Source organism: Yersinia enterocolitica subsp. enterocolitica, assembly GCF_901472495.1.
GTDB classification, from domain to species: Bacteria; Pseudomonadota; Gammaproteobacteria; order Enterobacterales; family Enterobacteriaceae; genus Yersinia; species Yersinia enterocolitica.
The window spans coordinates 1,349,539-1,369,504 of the sequence record NZ_LR590469.1 but is presented as its reverse complement, the minus strand read 5'-3'; the positions used below and the strand labels follow the sequence as shown (position 1 = coordinate 1,369,504).

Here is a 19,966-nt window from a genome sequence, read left to right as displayed (position 1 = left end):
AAATCGCCGTTAGTGAATTGTTGCAAAATAACGCATCTTGTATCACTGTTTTGGCACCCATTGATACAGTGGATAGGGTTTAATGGCTGCTGTTATTCAAGCGACCATTCAGGATTGAACTTTGTGATTTCTAAACCAAAAAATGATTCTTCCAGCTTTATCCGTTGGCGTTTTAGCTTGCTATGTGGCTGCATTTTACTTTCATTTATTGGTCTGATAGCCAGAGTTGCCTGGTTGCAAATTATTGAACCTGATCCGTTGGTAAAAGAAGAAGATATGCGTTCAGTACGTGTGGTGGCTACACCGAATACGCGCGGTATGATCACCGACAGAAACGGGCATCCTCTGGCGGTGAGTGTGCCGGTTGAGGCTATCTGGGCGGATCCAGCAACGGTATTGGAGAAAGGTGGTGTCGGTGTTTCAGAGCGCTGGCAGGCATTGGCTCAGGAACTTAACATCCCCCTCGACCAACTTAATAGCCGTATCCACCAAAATCCACATGCCCGTTTTATCTATCTGGCCCGGCAAGTGGAACCTGATGTTGCTGAATATATTCAACGACTGAAGTTGCCAGGTATTGCTATAAAAGAGGAATCACGGCGCTTCTATCCGTCGGGCGATATTGCCGCAAATCTGGTGGGTTTCACCAATATTGATGATCAGGGTATTGAGGGAGTAGAAAAAAGTTTTAATACACTCCTCAGCGGCACCGCCGGCAGCCGAGTGGTGCGCAAAGATCGCTTCGGTCGGGTGGTTGAAGATATCTCCTCGACCGACAGTCATCCGGGACAAAATGTCCAACTCAGCATTGATGAACGGCTCCAAACGGAAGCCTCCCATGCATTGACCAATGCCGTCATCTTCAATAAAGCAGATTCCGGCTCTGCCGTGGTTATTGATGTGAACACCGGCGAAGTATTGGCGATGGCCAACTATCCCACCTTTAACCCCAATAATCGGGTCGGCACTCCTGAAGAGAATTTTCGCAATCGGGCGATCAGCGATATTTTTGAGCCTGGCTCAACGGTGAAACCGATGGTTGTCATGACTGCATTAGAGCGCCATATAGTGAAACCTGATGCAGTGTTGGACACTCATCCCTATATATTGAGTGGGCACCTTATCAAAGATGTGGCGCTTTATCCGGCTTTGTCACTGACCGGTGTGCTGCAAAAATCCAGTGATGTTGGCGTATCGCGACTGGCACTGGCGATGCCTGCTTCTGCTTTGATCCAAACCTACTCAGCTTTTGGTTTGGGTAAGCCGACTCAGTTAGGGCTTACTGGTGAAAGCAGTGGCTTAATGCCACATCGGCAGCGTTGGAGTGATTTAGACCGCGCGACATTCTCGTTCGGCTATGGCTTGATGGTGACACCGCTGCAACTGGCTAGGGTCTATGCCACTATCGGCAGCTTCGGCATTTATCGACCCTTGTCGATTACTAAGGTTGATCCGCCGGTATTGGGCCAGCGTATATTCCCCGAAGAGTTGGTACGTCAGGTTGAGCATATGATGGAAAGTGTGGCATTGCCTGGAGGCGGTGGGGTGAAAGCCGCAGTGCGGGGATATCGGGTGGCAGTGAAAACCGGGACAGCCAAGAAGATTGGGCCAAATGGTCAGTATATTGATAAATATGTGGCATATACCGCCGGTGTTGCTCCCGCCAGTCAGCCCCGTTTTGCTTTGGTGGTGGTAATTAACAACCCTCAGGCGGGCAAATACTATGGTGGCGCAGTATCAGCACCGGTATTTAGCGATATTATGGGGCAAATTTTACGCACCATGAATGTGGAGCCAGATGCGATTCCCGTCAATGTGATTCGCCATAGTTAATCTCGGTTGATTCACAAAGGGAAACGGTGGCTTGCAACAGTATCTGCGCTTCTTTAGACTAACGCCGCGTCTGCCGGTATTCTTGGCGGTTATTAATCAGTTATCTGGGATTCAACCATGTCTTATCAGTGCCCCCTTTGTCATCAGGCCTTGCAGCAAAGCCCGCAACAGTGGCGTTGCAGCAATAATCACCAGTTTGATTGCGCCAAAGAGGGTTACGTCAATTTAATGCCGGTGCAGCATAAAGGGTCGAAACAGCCAGGGGATAGCCCAGAGATGATGCAGGCTCGGCGGGCTTTTCTGGATGCGGGTTATTATCAACCCTTGCAACAGCAGGTTTGCGATATTCTGGATAAGGCGCTGCCACAGGATGCCGCTATGTTGTTGGATATCGGTTGTGGCGAAGGTTATTACACCGCCGCAGTGGCGGATCGATTAAATCGGCAACGTCAGATGGCTATTTTCGGGTTAGATGTCGCTAAGGTTGCCGTCAGATACGGCGCAAAACGCTATCCTCAAGTGAGTTTTTGTGTCGCGTCGAGCCATCGGTTACCTTTTGCTAATCATGCTCTTGATGCAGTGTTACGTATTTATGCCCCATGTAAGGCAACGGAATTAGCTCGCACTGTGAAACCAGGTGGCATCGTTGTTACTGTTGCGCCTGGCCCGCGCCATCTCTATCAGTTAAAAGCCCTGATTTATGCTCAAGTACAACTTCACGACGATACGCCAGAGCATTTGGATGGGTTTGATCTGATTAGCAGTAAAAATTTGGCCTACGAACTGAAGTTAACCGGTAAACAAAGCTTCAATTTATTGCAGATGACGCCTTTTGCCTGGCGCGCTTCCATTGAAACTGGACAAGAACTCGCTGCCCGGCCGTCCTTTGTCTGTGAAACCGATTTTGTTATCGCCGTTCATCGCCGGAGAGAAGATCTTGCGAGTACAGCATTAAGCAGTGACGAAAAGCTAATATAAGTGATTGCTCGTTATTTCATAATGTCTAAATAAATGACGAGCGCATAATTCCCCTTAGGGATAAATATTATTATCTTAATGAGGTAGTGTTATAATCCCTGGTGGAGGATTAGCAATTAACTTAAGTCAAATTTTTAAAATATAATGTTTATAATGGATGAGTTATTTTAGATCTAAATTGCGCCAGGTTCTGCCGCCAGATTCAGTGACTAAAATAGAAGGGATAAATCGTATTTGTTCTGCAACTTTTAATGCTAAATCAGCAACTTCCTGTTTATTCAATGTGCCACTACCGTAATTGAACTCGCCCTCAGGTAATTTATAGACTTTCTCCCTGCCGATAAGGCAAGTAAACCCAGCATCAATCATTTTCTTATTAAGAGAATCGTAATCGCCTTCTACGGCGTTATGCAAAACAATACTGACCGTAAAGTACGGCATAGTTATTTTTCCAATTAATCAGATGATGATATTTATATATCACACTGCTGAAATCGATATTTTGACCGGGGTCTAATTGCTGGACATGCTATCAAGATAACCTTGCAAAAATTGTGTCATTGAGGGCGCAGGTGACAGTATAGTCACCTGCTAAAAGAGAGGTCGAGTTATAGCGAAAGTGATAAGCGGTTGCGGCCAGCATGTTTTGCCGTGTAACAGGCAATATCGGCCTGACGCATAGCTTGTGCTGCCGTTTCTGTTTGCCGATTCAATGATACCGCCCCTAGGCTTGCGGTAAAGGAATAGGATTGACCGTGCCAATGGAATTGGATTGAGGCAATGTCGGCGACGACTCTTTCCAACACTTCTGTTGCGGGTTTATTCTGACAATTAAATAGCACGATAGCGAACTCATCACCGCCTAAACGCGCCACAATGTCATTTTCGCGCACAGCTTGTTGCATGGTTTGCGCTACCATTCGAAGCACCATATCCCCAGCCTCGTGGCCGGCGCTGTCATTCACATCCTTAAAGTAATCTAAATCAACATAACAGAGGATATGCTGCTCATCCTGACCCAACTGGCTGATGGCCTGATTGAGGCGTTCTTCCAATCTCCGTCGATTTATCAAGCCGGTCAACATGTCATGATTGGCCTGATACTGTAACTCTCGCTGCTCATGGCGCGCGCGCGTGACATCCTGGAAAACCACCACAGCACCGGTAAGCAGATTGTCACGATCACGGATAGGTGAGGCGGAGCAACGAATCTCTTGGCGCTCTCCCTGGCTGGATAACAGCTGACTGCCTTCGGGCAATAAGGTATGACGCCCTTCGGCCAGACACTGATTGATGGCAACTAATTGATTTTTATCCTGTAGCGGGGACCACAAGATAAAAACGTCTTCAATGGGCAAGCCACAAGATTCATTTTGACTGCGGCCTGTCATTTCTTCAGCTTTAGGATTCATTAATACAACGCGGCCTTCAGTATCAAGAGAGATAATTCCCTCCTGAATGGATGACAGCACCCGATGCAGTTGCTCCCGCTCTTCATAGCGTGCTATTTCACTGGCACGCAGCGCATCTTCTCGTTGTTTTCGCTCGCTCATATCGCGGATTATTTTGGCATAACCCAGCAGTTTGCCGCTGTTATCATGGATAACGGTAATAATGGCGACAGCCCAATAGCGGGTCATATCTTTACGCACCAGCCAGCCCTCACGTTCCACCCGGCTGGCCGAAGCGGAGGTTTTCAGTAATTTCTCGGGTAGCCCGGCGGCAATATCTTCAGGCAAAAAGAAGCAGCCAAAATGTTGGCCGATTATTTCATTGCTGGCATAGCCCATATTACGTTCTGCGCCGTGGTTCCAGGTATTGACGCGGCCCCAGGGATCCAGCATTAAAATGGCATAATCTTCGACGGTATCGACCATCAAGCGAAAACGTTCTTCGCTGATGCGTAAGGCTTCTTCGCGCTGGCGTCGTTCAGTCAGGTCACGGACTATCTTGGTAAACCCTAATAGCTTCCCGCTGTCATCATGCATGGGATTAATGGCCACACTGGCCCAGTAACGAATGCCATTTTTGCGCACATGCCAGCCTTCGGTCTGGAAATTACCCTCGGCAATGGCTTTTGCCAGTGATTTCTCTGGCAGACCTGCGGAAATGTCTTCTGGTGTAAACAGCAAGGCAAAATGCTCGCCAATGATTTCGTCACTGGTATAGCCTTCATTGCGCTCACCGCCTTTATTCCAGGTCAGAATACGCCCATGAGTATCTATCATGTAGATAGCGTAATCTTCGACTTCACTTATTAGATGGCGAAACTGCTCTTCACTTTTACGCAAAGCATTTTCCCGCTGCCATTTGTCGGTCAGATCACGGGTAACTTGCACAAAACCCTGCAAATTATGGTCTGAGTCATGCAATGCACTAAGGGTGATATGGCCCCAGAAGCGCTTACCATTTTTGCGAACTCGCCAGCCCTGATTCTCATAATGACCAAGTTGGTTGGCATGCAACAGGCCTTTGGCGGGCAATTGGGTTGCTAAATCCTCAGGGGTGTAAAACAGCTCGAAAGATTGGCCAATGATTTCATCGGCGTTGTAGCCAGTATTGCGCTCGGCACCATTGTTCCAGGTAAGGATATGTCCTTGGGCATCAATGATATATATGGCGTAGTCATCTACGGCTTCGATTAATAGCCGAAAAATGTGATCGTCAAATGATGCCGGATGCAAAGCCATTCCTGTGTTCCTTGAATTTTTATTCAGTAAACTGTCGCTACGCAGAACTAAACCCAGATGGTTTAAATCTGTTATCGCGATAAATGTGATGTACTAGTTTATCGCTAACGTCGAAAATAATGTAATAAGATTTTTATTATCAGTAATAGAGCGAAAGAATTCAAAAGCCTAATTATAGGATTATTTATTGCGGCAACACTACTGTTTGCAGGGCTTCTGGCGGTGGGGGATGAATCAGTAGGGGTAAGTAATAATAGTTCACCTTATTAATAATAGGGGCAAATTGGCCGGTGAAATGTATAAATAAATGACTTAAGTGGGAAGCACGGAATTAATCCCGCGCGGTATAAATACACTTTCAGAATAATTTTACTTTAGTTTCTTTTGCATCTCCTCAGGCAATAACGTTACTGCCAGCGATCATGTCTATTACATAACCCATCTAATTTATTCACGACACAAAAAATAATCCTCTGGATGTGCAGAAATGCTTGCATCGGTAGATGTTATCCGGATAATTCTGAATCCTTATAATAAGTATTCTCATTTGTAATCATTTTGTGAAACTCAGGGGCATCAACACGATGAATCAAACTATTTCTTCTCGCGCACCTCAGAAACGGCTGGCTCCGCGCCTGTTGTGCGTCATGATCGGTGCCGCATTAGGGACGCTATCCGCTTCCTCATGGGCGGCTGCGGCCACAGATAGCACAGCTGAAAACGCCAAAAAAACCAGCGCGACAGCGGCTACAGCTAAAGCTGAAGACAGCAAAACAAATGACACCATCACCGTGGTCGGGGCGCAGGAGACTTTCCGTGCTGGTGGTAATGATTTAATTCCAACCTATTTAGATGGTCAGGTAGCGAATGGCGGTCGTATCGGCTTCCTCGGGCAGCAAGACGCGCGCAACGTGCCATTTAACGTCATTGGTTATACTTCCAAAATGATTGAAGACCAGCAAGCTAACTCGATTGCTGATGTCGTAAAAAATGATGCTTCCGTGCAAAACGTACGGGGTTACGGCAACCCGTCGCAGAACTATCGTATTCGGGGTTACAACCTTGATGGCGACGATATCTCATTTGGTGGCCTGTTCGGCGTTTTACCCCGTCAGATAGTCTCAACCAGCATGGTTGAGCGAGTCGAGGTTTTTAAAGGTGCCAATGCCTTCATTAATGGTATTTCACCCAGTGGTAGCGGTGTGGGCGGGATGATTAACCTCGAACCTAAACGTGCCGGTGATACTCCGTTGACTCGTGTTACGGTGGATTATGGTTCAGCATCACAAGTGGGTGGGGCGCTGGATGTGGGTCGCCGCTACGGTGATGACGATCAGTTTGGCGTGCGGGTCAATGTATTGCACCGTGAAGGTGAGTCAGCTATTCATGATCAGAAAGAGCGCACGACCGCAGTTTCTACCGGTTTAGATTACCGCGGTGATCGCGCCCGTACCTCATTAGATGTGGGCTACCAGAAGCAAACTATTCATCATATGCGCACTGATGTGGCGATTGGCGGTGCAACGGTTATTCCTGAACCGCCATCTTCAACCCTGAACTATGGGCAGTCATGGGTGTATACCGATATGGAAACCACCTTCGGTATGCTGCGTAGTGAGTATGATGTTAGCCAGAACTGGACAGTTTACGGTTCTGTGGGTGCCAGCCGTAACGAAGAAACCGGTCAGTATGGCGCGCCGATGCTGACGAATAATAATGGTGATGCTACCATTTCTCGCTTGTATGTGCCGTATGTTGCTGACTCTGTTGCCGGTCTGGGCGGTATTCGCGGCCACTTTGATACTGGCCCAATCACCCATAAAGTCAATCTGGGTTATGCCGCTAACTATCGGACTACTAAATCAGCCTGGAATATGTCTGGTCAAGAAGATACCAATATCTATAATCCGGGTGTGATTGGTTTCCCTCAGACCGTAATGGGGAGTGATAGTCAGGATCCCCAACTGACCAGTCAGGTGCGTGCTTCTGGGCTTTCATTATCTGATACGCTTTCGATGATGGATGACAAAGTGTCATTGATGCTGGGTGTACGTCGGCAGGAAGTCACTATTCGCAACTTCGACAGTGGGGTGCCAAACAGTGCTGGTTCACTGGATGCGATGAAAGTGACACCTATTTACGGCATCATGGTGAAGCCGTGGGAGAAAGTCTCCCTGTATGCTAACCACATTGAAGCACTGGGGCCGGGTAAGTCTGCGCCTTATCAATATAATGGCAAGCCAGTGGTTAACGCAGGCCAAATTCCGGGCATCATTCATTCCAAACAGAATGAAATCGGCGTGAAGTTTGATAACCAGCGCTACGGCGGTACGTTGGCTCTGTTTGAAATCACCCGACCAACGGGTATGGTTGACCCAGCGACTAATGTCTATGGTTTCTATGGCGAACAGCGCAACCGCGGTATTGAACTGAATGTATTCGGCGAGCCGGTATTTGGTACCCGTCTGTTAGCGAGCGCAACTTGGTTAGACCCTAAACTGACCAAAGCGGCTGACAGCGCCAATAATGGTAATGATGCCGTCGGTGTTGCCAACTACCAGTTAGTGTTTGGCGGCGAATATGATATTCCTGTGGTTGAAGGCCTGACCGCAACCGGAACCGTAGTGCGCTCTGGTTCCCAATATGCTAACGAAGCCAATACCTTGAAACTGAAACCTTGGACGCGTCTGGATCTGGGGGTGCGTTATACCATGCCAATGAAAGATACCAGCCTGACATGGCGTGCGAATATTGAGAACGTGACCAACGAACGTTACTGGGAATCGGTTGAAGATTCTGGCACTTACATCTATCAGGGCGACCCACGAGCGCTGAAATTATCAGTCTCAATGGATTTCTAATACGAATTGATATTTGCCGATAGTTGATAGAATAAAAAACCCCGCTATTCATCTTGAATGCGGGGTTTCTTTTTACTCTTCTTACCCGCTTTATTTTACGGCGAGAATAAAAGCACTCTGAGAGGGTTATCAGGTTAGGCGAGGCGATAAATGTGCTCGTAAAGGATGTTAAAACCAATACCTATCAACACTATCCCGCCGATGATTTCAGCGCGTTTACCCAGCAGTGGGCCAATATAGCGGCCAATCAGCATCCCGAGTGTCGCCATAATCATGGTGGCTAACCCAATCGCCATGGCGGTGTGAACAATATTCACTTGCAGGAATGCCAAACCAACACCAATCGCCATGGCATCAAGGCTGGTGGCGATAGCTGTCATCACCAGAACCCAGAAGCTGTGACTGCGCATTTTTTCGGTTTCTTCGACTTGCTGTTTTGCGCCTTCAAAAATCATGCGGCAACCCAGAATGAACAGCAGGCTGAAGGCAATCCAGTGGTCCCATTCCAGAATATATTGACTGGCGAATAGGCCAATGCACCAACCAATTAGTGGGGTAATAGCTTCGATCACACCAAAGATAAGACCGGTGCGGATAGCTTCTCTAAAACGGGGTTTATGTAAGCTGGCACCTTTACCAATAGATGCAGCAAAGGCATCCATAGACATAGCAAAAGCAAGCACTAATGTTGCAGATAGATTCATCGAAATAGTCTCGGCCGGGCGGCTCCATATACACGTAACCCACCCCCAACCTAACGACGGAGCTACGTGTCTATGGTCTCGCCAACCTTACCTGGCTGCCCGCACCACGTTCCAATAAATGAAACGAGTATGTTGATACGAGCGTCTCTATATATCGATATATCAATTCAATATAACGAATTCAATATAACGAATAGAAACCGGCTACTCCCCATGAACGGCGCAACCTTAACATATAAATTCCAGGAACGACAACCCCAAAAATAATATGGTAAGTCATTGCTATTGATAATGATTGTCATTATCGGAATTTTAATGAAAAATAGCCGATATAAGCATCAGTAATGGTGTGGAAATAAGCAGGGGAGAGGTGAAAGAAGGTGTCGGGAAATTAATCAATTAACTGAACTATCAATAGATTTATTTCCCTGAATTTGGCTTTATGACTGATTTTCAACGAAAAAATTATAAATCTTTTCTAAGTCATCTAATTGCCGAACCTGAATAAGTAATCTGCGCTGCTCTAAATCAATCACCAGTATCCCATCCTCAGATAAATTCATACTTTTTATTCGGCGATATTCAATAAAAGCATTAGCGTAGAAGAAACCTGTATTTTTAAACAACAATTTCGGCCAGCGAATATAAGAGAGATAAAACGCAATTAACGCTAAACCCACTAATAAATAAGTGGTTAAGGGTTCGCCATTTGCCATGACATTATTGTAAACAAGAATGGCAATCAGCCCGACAAAAATGGCACAGTCGATTTTGCTTTTACGTTTAAGTTGAATTTGCAGTCGGGTTTTACCTTTCATCATGTTCATGATGAATTCATCATAGATGGCATAAGCCAGTAACAGAGCAATAAAAACAATTAAGACAATATCAGTAACCGACATGCATAACTCCTAAATAAAAAACCGGGAGTAACCCCCCGGTTTCAGCCAAATCTAACCAGAAAATTACGGTGCCAGGAAGCCAATCCAGTAGCCGAAGATACCGATGGCGAAGAAGCCCATAATAATCCACAGCGCGTTAACTTTACGGCGTAACAGCCACATACAGCCGAAGGTTAACAGCAATGGTACCAAACCAGGCATCAACTGATCCAAGATGGTTTGCACCGTGGTGACGGTAGTTTCACCCGCCGGATTGGTTATTTTGGACACCACAACCGGTATATTGACGTGCGTCCATTTGTTAACCAAGGCCCCCATAACAAACAGGCCGAGGATAGACGCCCCTTCCGTCAGTTTTTGCAGCAGGCCGCCGTCCATATCGCTGACGATATTGACGCCTTTTGAATAACCGTAAGCCACACCATAATAACGGGTCAGCAAACGAACCAGGTTAAACAGAACAAAGAACAGCAATGGGCCGAGCAAACTACCGCTCATCGCGATACCGGCACCGAGAGCTGCCAATACCGGGCGCACAGTACCCCAGAAGATTGGGTCACCGACACCGGCCAGTGGCCCCATCAGACCGACTTTAATCCCGTTGATTGCGGCATCGTCAATCTCAGCACCGTTGGCTTTCTGCTCTTCCATCGCCAGCGTAACACCTAAAATCGGGGCAGCAACGAAGGGTTGGGTGTTGAAGAATTCCAAATGGCGTTTGATGGCCTGCTTACGCTCTTCCGAGTTCTCCGGATACAAGCGACGAATGGCCGGTACCATAGAGAAGCAGAAACCCAGCGCCTGCATACGTTCGAAGTTCCACGACCCTTGGAAGAGGTTTGAGCGGATAAACACACCGCGAATATCGGCGGGCGTGAGTTTCTTTTCACCAGTAGTTGTTTTATCAACACTGGTTTTATCAAGCATAGTTGTTGTATCAACCATTTCTCTCACCTTTTCCTAGTCTAATTCGTTATCAAGATCGTTATTTGACGGGCCAGACTGTACAACTTGGGACTTGTTGTATTTCGGACTGAGCTGGATATACAGCAGGGCCATAACCACGCCAATAACACCCAAGGCCACCAGGTTGAAGTTGGTGAATGCGGCAGTGACGAAACCTAAATAGAAGAATGGCATCAGGTAGCCAGCACGCATCATGTTGATAACCATGGCGTAACCGACTACGACGATCATACCACCGGCGATATTCAAGCCACTGGTAACCACATCAGGAATCGAACTGAGCAGCATCTGAACTTCAGATGTCCCAACAGACAGGGCAACGATCAGGGCAGGGATAGCGATACGCATCGCCTGCAAGAACAGGGCAGAAATGTGGATCCAGGTTATCGCGCGTAGGCTGCCACGTTCGGCTGCACCATCTGCGGCGTGCTGGAAGGCCACGGTAATTGTACGTACGATAATGGTTAACACCTGGCCGGCCGCTGCCAAAGGAATTGCCAGAGCAATACCGGCGCCGATGTCTTGGCCACCAGCAATAACCAGAATGGTCGAAATAATTGACGCCAGTGCGGCATCAGGTGCTACAGCAGCCCCGATGTTCATCCAGCCGAGCGCGATCATTTCTAAGGTACCACCGATAATAATACCGGTTTTCATATCACCTAAAACCAGACCTACCAAAGTACAGGCGACGAGGGGACGGTGAAATTGGAACTCATCCAGAATGGAACCCATCCCGGCGATACAGGCAACGATGAAAATCAGCACAATCTGAAGAGTTGTGATCTCCATTGTACTTCTCCTATGACCAAAAAAGCTGAGTAAAAATAACCAAGTTCCAAAAACAGAACAGGGCATAACCTTTCTCTACCCGTCAGACTCCAAGCTGCATGTGCGTTGGCTGTACTCGCTCGCCGAATCATTGACTGGTTGTCAACTCATCGGGACTCATTCGATTGCCGCCTTCCTGCAACTTGAATTATTTAGGGTATCCGTCGTTTTTATAAAGCTATTTATCCAGTTTGCTAATTAAGTCCATCATTTTGAGTCGGCTATCCGAAGAGACTTTTCGGACTTCCAGTTCAATACCGCGAGCATTTAATTTTTTAAAAGCTTCAACATCTTTTTCATCAACAGAGACGGCGTTATTCACCTGGGTTTTACCCTGACGGAATGCCATACCACCAATATTGACTGACTTAATATCCACGCCTCCCTCTACCAAACGCACCACGTCGGTTGGGTTGGTAAATAACAACATGACCCGGTCTTTGGCATATTGCGGGTTGTTGTAAACACGGATAGCTTTCTCAACATCAACTACGTGTGCGGTGACACCCGGAGGAGCAACCTGTTTGAGCAAGGTGCTACGCATTTTGTCAGCAGCGACTTCGTCACTGACCACAATAATGCGGTTTACGTTAGTTTCTTTGGTCCAGCGAGTCGCGACCTGACCATGAATCAGGCGGTCATCAATACGCGCCAGCCCGATCTTCATATGATCATCCGGACCTAAAGCGACGGCAGGAGCTGCAGCCGCTTTGCGTACAGCAGCAGGTTTTGTTTCGGGCTCGACTTGAGATGTTTTAAGAGCCTTAACACCCGCACGACCGGTTTCCAATGCAATACCAACCAATTCGGCAAATGATGGATTATCATCACGGGCCATAAAGGTTTCCACTAGCATTGGAATGTTAACGCCAGCGATGACTTCGTAATTCTCTTTGTCAGTAACAATTCGGCTGGCAGCGTTAAACGGGCTACCACCCCAGGTATCAACCAGGAAGATCACTCCCGCACTGGTCTCCAACCCTTCCAGTTTAGCTGTGTACTTCTCAACTAACGTGTCGGCATTCTCACCTGGGACGAAATCGATATAGGCGACATTTTCTTGTTCGCCTATAAGCATTTCAGTGGTTTTTAGCAGTTGTTCTGCTGCAACCCCATGTGTGCCAATGATAATAGCTATACTCACTCGCTACCCCCTCAGTTAACTCAGAATTGAGTTCTCGCACGTAACATAAAACCAGTAATTCCCCATCACACTTCGGTACATATTGAATCTATTATGATAGTCACAATATCAGCGTACTGCTGATGATTTATTCGCAATGCCAATGAATCGATTCAGGTACATATCGCAATGTGCTGGATGTGATTTATTTTAGTCAGTGAAAAAATAAATTATGTGACGCTGCTCATTTATTGGGACATGTTATGAATGATTTTGCTTACTTGGATAATTATTCGACACTTATATGAGTAATGTTGATGAGTTAAGCGCTAATACATTCATTACAATATGATTCCATTGTTTAATATTTGTGCTATTTGTATGAAAGTTGACTGATAACTCACTTTGGGCAAGAAACAAATTTTAGTCATGAAAATAAGCATGCTGTCTACTGAGGCGCTTAATTTGACGAGATTGCGCTTTATCGCCGGCAGGGTAATAAATCTGACTATGCTGATAAAAAAATTCCTGATAAAGTTAACGACTCTATTAATTGTCAGGAGTTAAGGGCCTCAGCTCTCCCTATGGACTGTCACCGAAGTTACTGTTTTTCTAGTGTTAATACCTCACCAGTGGGTTTACATCTGGTTATCCAATCACGCACAGTTGCTGCGTATAATTTCACCCGATCTTTCTGCGTATCTATACTGACAACCGTACTGCGGCGTTTTGCTGTGTCTGTTGCAGATCGCACATCATCTGAATCGTGTTCTTATTATCGGAGTCTGACATGGAATTTCTAATGGACCCCTCAATTTGGGCAGGGTTATTGACGTTGGTGGTACTGGAAATTGTTCTGGGTATCGATAACCTGGTGTTTATCGCCATTCTGGCCGATAAATTGCCGCCAAAACAAAGAGATAAAGCTCGTATTATCGGGTTGTCTCTGGCATTGATTATGCGTTTGGGGCTGCTGTCGGTGATTTCCTGGATGGTCACGCTGACCACACCGCTGTTTAGTGTTGGCAGCTTTAGCTTCTCCGGGCGAGATCTAATTTTGCTGGTGGGGGGGCTATTCCTACTGTTTAAAGCCACCACCGAGTTACATGAACGGCTTGAGGGAAACCAGCACGATGATAGTGCGAGCAAAGGTTATGCCAGCTTCTGGGCCGTTGTTGCACAGATAGTGGTATTGGATGCCGTGTTCTCCCTCGATGCGGTGATTACTGCCGTGGGGATGGTCAATGATTTGGCCATCATGATGACCGCGGTCGTGATTGCTATGGGCGTGATGCTGCTGGCATCAAAAACATTAACGCGGTTTGTTAACGCACACCCAACTGTGGTGGTGCTGTGTTTGAGCTTCTTGTTGATGATTGGCTTGAGCTTAATTGCTGAAGGTTTTGGTTTCCATATTCCGAAAGGCTATCTGTATGCCGCTATCGGATTCTCTATCCTGATAGAGCTGTTTAACCAAATTGCCCGCCGTAACTTTATTAAGCATGAGTCTCGCTTGCCGCGACGCCAGCGCACGGCGGAAGCTATCATCCGCCTTATGGGGGGGCGTCAGCAGCAGGAGCCACAAAACGGTGACCCGCAGTTGGCCATGCCGGCAGAGGCTTTTGCGGAAGAAGAGCGCTATATGATAAGTGGTGTCCTGACATTGGCATCCCGTTCATTGCGCAGCGTGATGACACCACGCACGGAAATCTCTTGGGTAGATTGCCATCGCTCACAAGCAGAGATCCGTGAGCAACTGTTGGATACGCCACACAGCTTATTCCCGGTTTGTCGTGACTCATTGGATCAGATAATCGGTGTGGTTCGAGCCAAAGATCTGTTAGTGGCGATTGAACGCGGAGATTCTATCTGTGAGTTTGCTGCGGCGACACCACCAATAGTCGTGCCTGATACCATGGACGTGATTAATCTATTGGGTGTTTTGCGTAAAGCGAAAGGCCGCTTGGTGGTAGTTAATGACGAATTTGGTGTGGTGCAAGGGTTGGTGACACCGCTGGACGTGCTGGAAGCTATCGCTGGTGAGTTCCCTGATGAAGATGAAACGCCAGATATTATTGCCGATGGTGATGGTTGGTTGGTGAAAGGGGGGGCAGATTTGCACTCTCTGGAGCAGGCGCTTGATTGTCAGGAGTTGGTCAGCCCGACGGCAGACTATGCTTCATTAGCGGGTATGCTGCTGTCTCACTCTGGGCATATGCCAACTGCGGGGGATGTGGTTGAACTGCATAACCTGCGCTTTGAGATTATCGAAGTCTCAGATTACCGTATTGAATTAGTGCGTATCACCAAGCTGAATAACGAATTGGAAGAGTAACATTCTGGTAACGAAAAGAGTTTCAGCTAATGCGGGTCATCTTAAGGTGGCCCGTATTTTTTGATGGATATTCCGCACTTTTTAATTCATTCAACTTATCATTTCATGATAATAACCTTTTAAATTATCAAACTATAAATATATAAAAACAATATTTATTGTGAGATATATGTTTTTTAATTATTATAATTACTAAGTTATTATTCACAATAAAGATATTATAAATAATAATTAAATTAATGATAACCGAGATACTCAATGCATTTGATGGTGGTGAATGTAAATTAAAAAATCGTTATAAATCAATTGTTAATAATTATTGGGTTAACTTAAAAAAAGGTGAAAATAATTATTGAAATAACCAGGCTGGTTCGATAAATATAAACTATGATTAAATTAGCTTGGGAAATTTAATGCTCAAAACAGTTGTCTCGGTACTTAAATAGAATGCGTGGTAGGCCGAAAAAACAATTTAACTATTGGATTTTATTTATTTTTTAAACTCAAAAATTCTTTTTCTGTTATTGACACCACTGCGTTGATATTTTTGTACCCATTCTACAAATGAGTGATGGAGGTTCTATGAAAAAGGTAGTTTTTGTTCTTGTGTTAATGCTGTCTTCATTTGGAGCATTCGGCCAAGAAACAGTTTCAGGGCAGTTCAGTGATGCATTATCGACACCAATAACCGCTGAGGTATACAAGCAAGCTTGTGATCCTCCGCTGCCACCAGCCGAAGTCAGTAGTGATTGGGATTGCTGCGATGTATGTTGCAATCCTGCCTGTGCGGGTTGCTAGACATGAGACATAAAGTCATCATTAATCTTTTACTTAGCAGCAAGGGGAGCGCTGGCTCCCCTTGCTGAACGTGACTCTCAATGCAATAAATTAATTACATTGCACTTTAATGGCCAGGCCACCACGAGATGTCTCGCGGTATTTAGCATTCATATCTTTGCCGGTTTCAAACATGGTTTCGATCACTTTATCGAGGGAAACACGCGGCTCACTGGTGCGGCGCATTGCCATGCGGGCAGAGTTAATCGCTTTTACTGAGGCAATCGCATTACGCTCAATGCATGGCACTTGCACCTGACCTGCAACCGGGTCACAGGTTAGGCCCAGATTGTGCTCCATACCAATTTCAGCAGCGATACACACTTGAACCGGGCTGGCACCCAGTAATTCAGCCAAACCCGCGGCGGCCATTGAGCATGCCACACCCACTTCACCCTGACAGCCCACTTCAGCGCCAGAAATAGAAGCATTCATCTTATACAGAATCCCGACAGCCCCAGATGACAGGAAGTAGCGGATAAAGATTTCAGGGGTAACCGGCTCGATAAAGTGGTCGTAATAAGCCAGAACCGCTGGCACGATGCCACAAGCACCGTTCGTCGGTGCCGTCACCACGCGACCACCTGCGGCGTTCTCTTCGTTAACCGCCAGAGCGAACATATTTACCCAGTCAATGACATTCATGGGATCGCTGGACAGTTTATCCGAGGAAACCAATAGACGGCGCAATGCTGAGGCACGACGTGGTACCCGCAGTGGGCCGGGCAAGACCCCTTCAGTGTTCAGACCGCGATCAATACAGGCACGCATCGTCTGCCAAATCGCGGTGAAGTAGGATTCAATCTCTTCTTTGCTGTGCATCGCCAGCTCATTTTGCATCACCATACCGGAGATAGACATGCCGGTTTGTTCGCAGTTAGCCAAGATTTCTTCCGCTGAATGGAACGGATAAGGGACGCTAACGGCATTCACCGCAGCTTTGCCGAAATGCTCTTCATCCACGATAAAACCGCCACCGATGGAATAATAGGTTTTGCTAAGTACTTTCTCATCACCGGCAAAGGCGTGGATCTGCATACCATTCTCATGCAGTGGCAGGTTGTCACTACGGAAGACCATCCCACCTTCGCGGGGGAAGTCCACTTCATGCAACCCATTGGCCAACATCAGTTTTTGGCGTAATTCTACATCACGAATAAAAGCGGGGATGCTGTCGATATCCACGGTATCTGGCATATTGCCAGCCAACCCCATGATAATAGCGATATCGGTGTGGTGACCTTTCCCGGTCAGTGACAGTGAGCCGTAAACATCCACGGCTACCCGCGTGACTGATGGCATTAACCCTTGAGTTACCAGCAAATCAGCAAACTCTTTGCCGGCTTTCATTGGTCCAACAGTGTGAGAACTGGATGGGCCGATGCCAATCTTGAACATATCAAAAACACTAATCACGCTAAAACTCCTTAACAAAGCTTTTTGTTATTCTTGGTGCGTATGAATGCGCAAAGAATATTTATATTAAGTATAAGAACTCTGTGGATAGCCGCAGGTTACTTCGTATTGAATATCGCTATCGCCGAGCCTGTTAATTCGGGCCATACTGGTGTTGGCGGTATTAATTTGATACCGCAACAATGACATATCGCTATCAATTTATGATTATCACTATCGGGTTTTAACCTTACATTTTTAGTGGTTTATAGTGATGAAAGATATTTTACAGGTATTTCATAACGCTGACAGAGCAATTTACAGTTTTTTTAAAATGCTTGTGCGGGGAAAGTAGAGTAAAAATCGATGTAGTGGGGTGATAGAGATCGCTTTATGCTGTAATTCAGCTTTTTTAGCCTTAAGGCTGTGAAGCTGGTCACTCATTCCCCATGTTTACCCTGTGCCTTTAGCGTCAAATATTGACCTGCTGCGCCAGACGGCGAATGATGGCTGCCGTCAAACCCCAGATAAACTGGCTTTCATACCATGAGAGATAGACCCGGTGATTGACTCCCCCACGATGAATATCCAGCCAATAGTAGCGTGACAGTCTGAGTGCTTCGTACAACGGGATTTCAAACAGCCCGGCGACCTCTTCTTCATTACCATGAAAGGTAATATTGTCAGGAACCAGGCCGACAATCGGGGTGACCTGAAAACCACTGGAGCTGTCGAGTGGGGCCAGTTGCCCTAATACATGTACGGCGGATGCCGGAATAGCCACTTCTTCCTCGGCCTCCCGCAAAGCCGTTTCAATCAGCGAGCTGTCTTGTGGATCAGCTTTGCCACCGGGGAAAGCGACCTGACCGGCATGTTTTCGTAAATGGTCTGAGCGCCGGGTTAGCAGCAATGTAGGTTCAGGCCGACAAACAATAGGAATTAATACCGCAGCATGGTGGCTATTGGCAGAAAAACTGCCAGGTTGCGGCTGTTGTAGCTGGAATCGGCTGATAAATTCAGACAAAGTTTGCCCTGATTGACTCACAAATTGGTCACTCACAGAATCGCTCACTTATTCATCATCTTCCAGTAAAGGCAGTATTCGGGCAATTTTATCAAATGTTTCCTGATATTCAGCCTGTTCCTGGCTGTCGGCCACAATGCCACCGCCAGCTGAGCAATATATCTTACCGTTCTCAGTCAGCAGGGTACGGATGGTGATGTTGGTGTCCATTGTGCCACAGCAACTAATATAGCCAATACTGCCACAATAGGCATTGCGGCGCTGGGGTTCCAGTTGCTCAATGATTTCCATGGCTCTAATCTTCGGCGCACCGGTTATCGACCCGCCGGGGAAGCAGGCCCGTAATAATGCGGTTGGTGGGGATTCGGTGGGCAGCGTCGCGGTAATGGTACTAACCAGGTGATATACCGCTGGGAAAGGCTCGACGACAAACAATTCAGGCACGCGCACGGTTCCCGCTTGCGCGACCCGGCCAATATCATTGCGTAGCAAATCAACTATCATCAGGTTTTCAGCGCGATCTTTCTCTGAGTTGGCTAACCGTTCAGCTTGCAACTTATCCTGTTCAGGATCATCCAGTCGCGGCAAGGTGCCTTTGATAGGGCGAGTTTGAATGCGGTGATTTTCCAGCCATAAAAAGCGCTCTGGTGACACACTCAGAATGGTGTTTTGTGGCAAACGAATAAAAGCCGAAAAGGGCGCTCTATTACTGCGGCTCAATGACAGAAAAGCTTGCCATTCATCACCTTGATATTCTGCGCTGAATCTCTGGGTTAAATTAATTTGATAGCAGTCGCCGCTGTGCAGATATTCCTGAATTTGACGGAATTTTTCGCCATATTGCTCTCGCGACAGGTTGGCCTGCCACTGGCTGGTTAATTTAAATGGCTGAGTGGCAGCTGCACATCTTTGTTGCTGTAACCAACGCAGGCGCTGTTCTGCATCGCCGTGACACACCAACGTCAGTTTTTGCAAATGATGATCGGCAATTAATGCCCAGTCATACAGGCCAACAGCCATATCCGGCAAGGTAATATCTTGCTCGGCCAGTGCCGGTAATACCTCAACACGCCGCCCTAAATCATAGCCAAATAGCCCTAATGCTCCGCCTAAAAACGGCAGGTCAGGGTGGGGTGATAGCGGGCGGAGAAATTGGTCCAACTGTTGCTGTAATAAAGAAAAAGGGTCTTCACTGGAGAATTCCTGGCCTTGCGCACTGATTATCTCTGTTTGCTCGCCCCGCGTGGTGAGGGTAACTCGCGGATCGGCGACCAGAATATCAAAGCGGTTATGGGGATGTTCAGCAAATCCGGAATGTAACAACATGGCCCAGGCTTGATGAGCCAGTGGGGCAAATTGTTGAATCAGGGCATCAGGCTGATAAGGCAAGGTTTTGAAGGTCAGGGATTTCACACTCATGAGTCACTATTCTTTTCTTTCGGGTAGCCATATTAGGGGGCAAAATGGTATTTTCGCCATCCGCGGTG

General features: G+C 46.9%; 15 protein-coding genes. 5 read left to right on the top strand and 10 right to left on the bottom strand.

Annotated features, from left to right (window positions below):
* The first annotated feature begins 123 nt into the window (after positions 1-123).
* Positions 124-1,833: a peptidoglycan glycosyltransferase FtsI gene (gene ftsI, locus FGL26_RS06545; RefSeq protein WP_005170526.1), complete on the top strand. Its 1,710-nt coding sequence runs from the start codon at positions 124-126 to the stop codon at positions 1,831-1,833.
* Positions 1,834-1,950: 117 nt separating this feature from the next.
* Positions 1,951-2,811, top strand: coding sequence for a 23S rRNA (guanine(745)-N(1))-methyltransferase (gene rlmA, locus FGL26_RS06540; RefSeq protein WP_005170523.1), 861 nt, complete (start codon positions 1,951-1,953; stop codon positions 2,809-2,811).
* Positions 2,812-2,973: 162 nt separating this feature from the next.
* Here the strand turns inward: rlmA and FGL26_RS06535 are convergent, their stop codons facing one another.
* Entirely contained in the window at positions 2,974-3,252 is a 279-nt protein-coding gene (locus FGL26_RS06535; protein ID WP_005163660.1) for a hypothetical protein, read from the bottom strand.
* A gap of 167 nt (positions 3,253-3,419) precedes the next feature.
* Positions 3,420-5,501: a PAS domain S-box protein gene (locus tag FGL26_RS06530; protein WP_005170519.1), complete on the bottom strand. Its 2,082-nt coding sequence runs from the start codon at positions 5,499-5,501 to the stop codon at positions 3,420-3,422.
* 584 nt (positions 5,502-6,085) lie between these two features.
* Here FGL26_RS06530 and FGL26_RS06525 point away from each other — a divergent pair.
* Complete coding sequence (locus tag FGL26_RS06525; protein WP_005170503.1) at positions 6,086-8,362, top strand: TonB-dependent receptor; 2,277 nt, start codon at positions 6,086-6,088, stop codon at positions 8,360-8,362.
* Positions 8,363-8,496: 134 nt separating this feature from the next.
* Here FGL26_RS06525 and mntP read toward each other — a convergent pair whose 3' ends face one another.
* From mntP to manX, 5 genes are all read right to left on the bottom strand, one after another.
* Positions 8,497-9,066, bottom strand: coding sequence for a manganese efflux pump MntP (mntP, locus tag FGL26_RS06520; protein WP_005170500.1), 570 nt, complete (start codon positions 9,064-9,066; stop codon positions 8,497-8,499).
* Positions 9,067-9,506: 440 nt separating this feature from the next.
* Positions 9,507-9,968, bottom strand: coding sequence for a DUF986 family protein (locus FGL26_RS06515; protein WP_005163652.1), 462 nt, complete (start codon positions 9,966-9,968; stop codon positions 9,507-9,509).
* Positions 9,969-10,031: 63 nt separating this feature from the next.
* A complete protein-coding gene (locus FGL26_RS06510; RefSeq protein ID WP_172667456.1) occupies positions 10,032-10,913 on the bottom strand; it encodes a PTS mannose transporter subunit IID in 882 nt (293 codons plus the stop codon).
* Positions 10,914-10,928: 15 nt separating this feature from the next.
* A complete protein-coding gene (locus tag FGL26_RS06505) occupies positions 10,929-11,726 on the bottom strand; it encodes a PTS mannose/fructose/sorbose transporter subunit IIC (RefSeq protein WP_004701713.1) in 798 nt (265 codons plus the stop codon).
* Between the two features lie 217 nt (positions 11,727-11,943).
* The gene (manX, locus tag FGL26_RS06500; protein ID WP_005170493.1) at positions 11,944-12,909 is read right to left on the bottom strand and encodes a PTS mannose transporter subunit IIAB; all 966 of its coding nucleotides are present in this window, start codon (positions 12,907-12,909) and stop codon (positions 11,944-11,946) included.
* 769 nt (positions 12,910-13,678) lie between these two features.
* Here manX and FGL26_RS06495 point away from each other — a divergent pair.
* Together FGL26_RS06495 and ystA are read left to right on the top strand one after the other, a co-directional pair.
* Complete coding sequence (locus FGL26_RS06495) at positions 13,679-15,223, top strand: TerC family protein (protein WP_005170491.1); 1,545 nt, start codon at positions 13,679-13,681, stop codon at positions 15,221-15,223.
* A gap of 582 nt (positions 15,224-15,805) precedes the next feature.
* Positions 15,806-16,021 carry an ST-I family heat-stable enterotoxin YstA gene (gene ystA, locus FGL26_RS06490; RefSeq protein ID WP_005170489.1) on the top strand — a complete coding sequence of 72 codons (216 nt, stop codon included), beginning with the start codon at positions 15,806-15,808 and terminating at the stop codon, positions 16,019-16,021.
* Between the two features lie 90 nt (positions 16,022-16,111).
* On the opposite strand, the gene FGL26_RS06485 is transcribed toward ystA, so the two are convergent.
* The 3 genes from FGL26_RS06485 to pabB all read right to left on the bottom strand — a co-directional run bounded on the left by FGL26_RS06485 (position 16,112) and on the right by pabB (position 19,898).
* Positions 16,112-17,476 (bottom strand): L-serine ammonia-lyase, encoded by a 1,365-nt coding sequence (locus FGL26_RS06485; protein ID WP_005170488.1) that lies wholly within the window; start codon positions 17,474-17,476, stop codon positions 16,112-16,114.
* Positions 17,477-17,927: 451 nt separating this feature from the next.
* Positions 17,928-18,527: a CoA pyrophosphatase gene (locus FGL26_RS06480; RefSeq protein ID WP_005170485.1), complete on the bottom strand. Its 600-nt coding sequence runs from the start codon at positions 18,525-18,527 to the stop codon at positions 17,928-17,930.
* A complete protein-coding gene (gene pabB, locus FGL26_RS06475; protein WP_005170483.1) occupies positions 18,528-19,898 on the bottom strand; it encodes an aminodeoxychorismate synthase component 1 in 1,371 nt (456 codons plus the stop codon). It abuts the gene before it with no gap.
* Positions 19,899-19,966: the final 68 nt, after the last annotated feature.

Coding starts and splice junctions, on each gene's coding strand:
- FGL26_RS06525 (WP_005170503.1), top strand. CDS start 6,086: ATGAATCAAACTATTTCTTCTCGCGCACCTCAGAAACGGCTGGCTCCG.
- pabB (WP_005170483.1), bottom strand. CDS start 19,898: ATGAGTGTGAAATCCCTGACCTTCAAAACCTTGCCTTATCAGCCTGAT.
- ystA (WP_005170489.1), top strand. CDS start 15,806: ATGAAAAAGGTAGTTTTTGTTCTTGTGTTAATGCTGTCTTCATTTGGA.
- rlmA (WP_005170523.1), top strand. CDS start 1,951: ATGTCTTATCAGTGCCCCCTTTGTCATCAGGCCTTGCAGCAAAGCCCG.
- FGL26_RS06495 (WP_005170491.1), top strand. CDS start 13,679: ATGGAATTTCTAATGGACCCCTCAATTTGGGCAGGGTTATTGACGTTG.
- FGL26_RS06515 (WP_005163652.1), bottom strand. CDS start 9,968: ATGTCGGTTACTGATATTGTCTTAATTGTTTTTATTGCTCTGTTACTG.
- mntP (WP_005170500.1), bottom strand. CDS start 9,066: ATGAATCTATCTGCAACATTAGTGCTTGCTTTTGCTATGTCTATGGAT.
- FGL26_RS06530 (WP_005170519.1), bottom strand. CDS start 5,501: ATGGCTTTGCATCCGGCATCATTTGACGATCACATTTTTCGGCTATTA.
- FGL26_RS06535 (WP_005163660.1), bottom strand. CDS start 3,252: ATGCCGTACTTTACGGTCAGTATTGTTTTGCATAACGCCGTAGAAGGC.
- FGL26_RS06510 (WP_172667456.1), bottom strand. CDS start 10,913: ATGGTTGATACAACAACTATGCTTGATAAAACCAGTGTTGATAAAACA.
- FGL26_RS06505 (WP_004701713.1), bottom strand. CDS start 11,726: ATGGAGATCACAACTCTTCAGATTGTGCTGATTTTCATCGTTGCCTGT.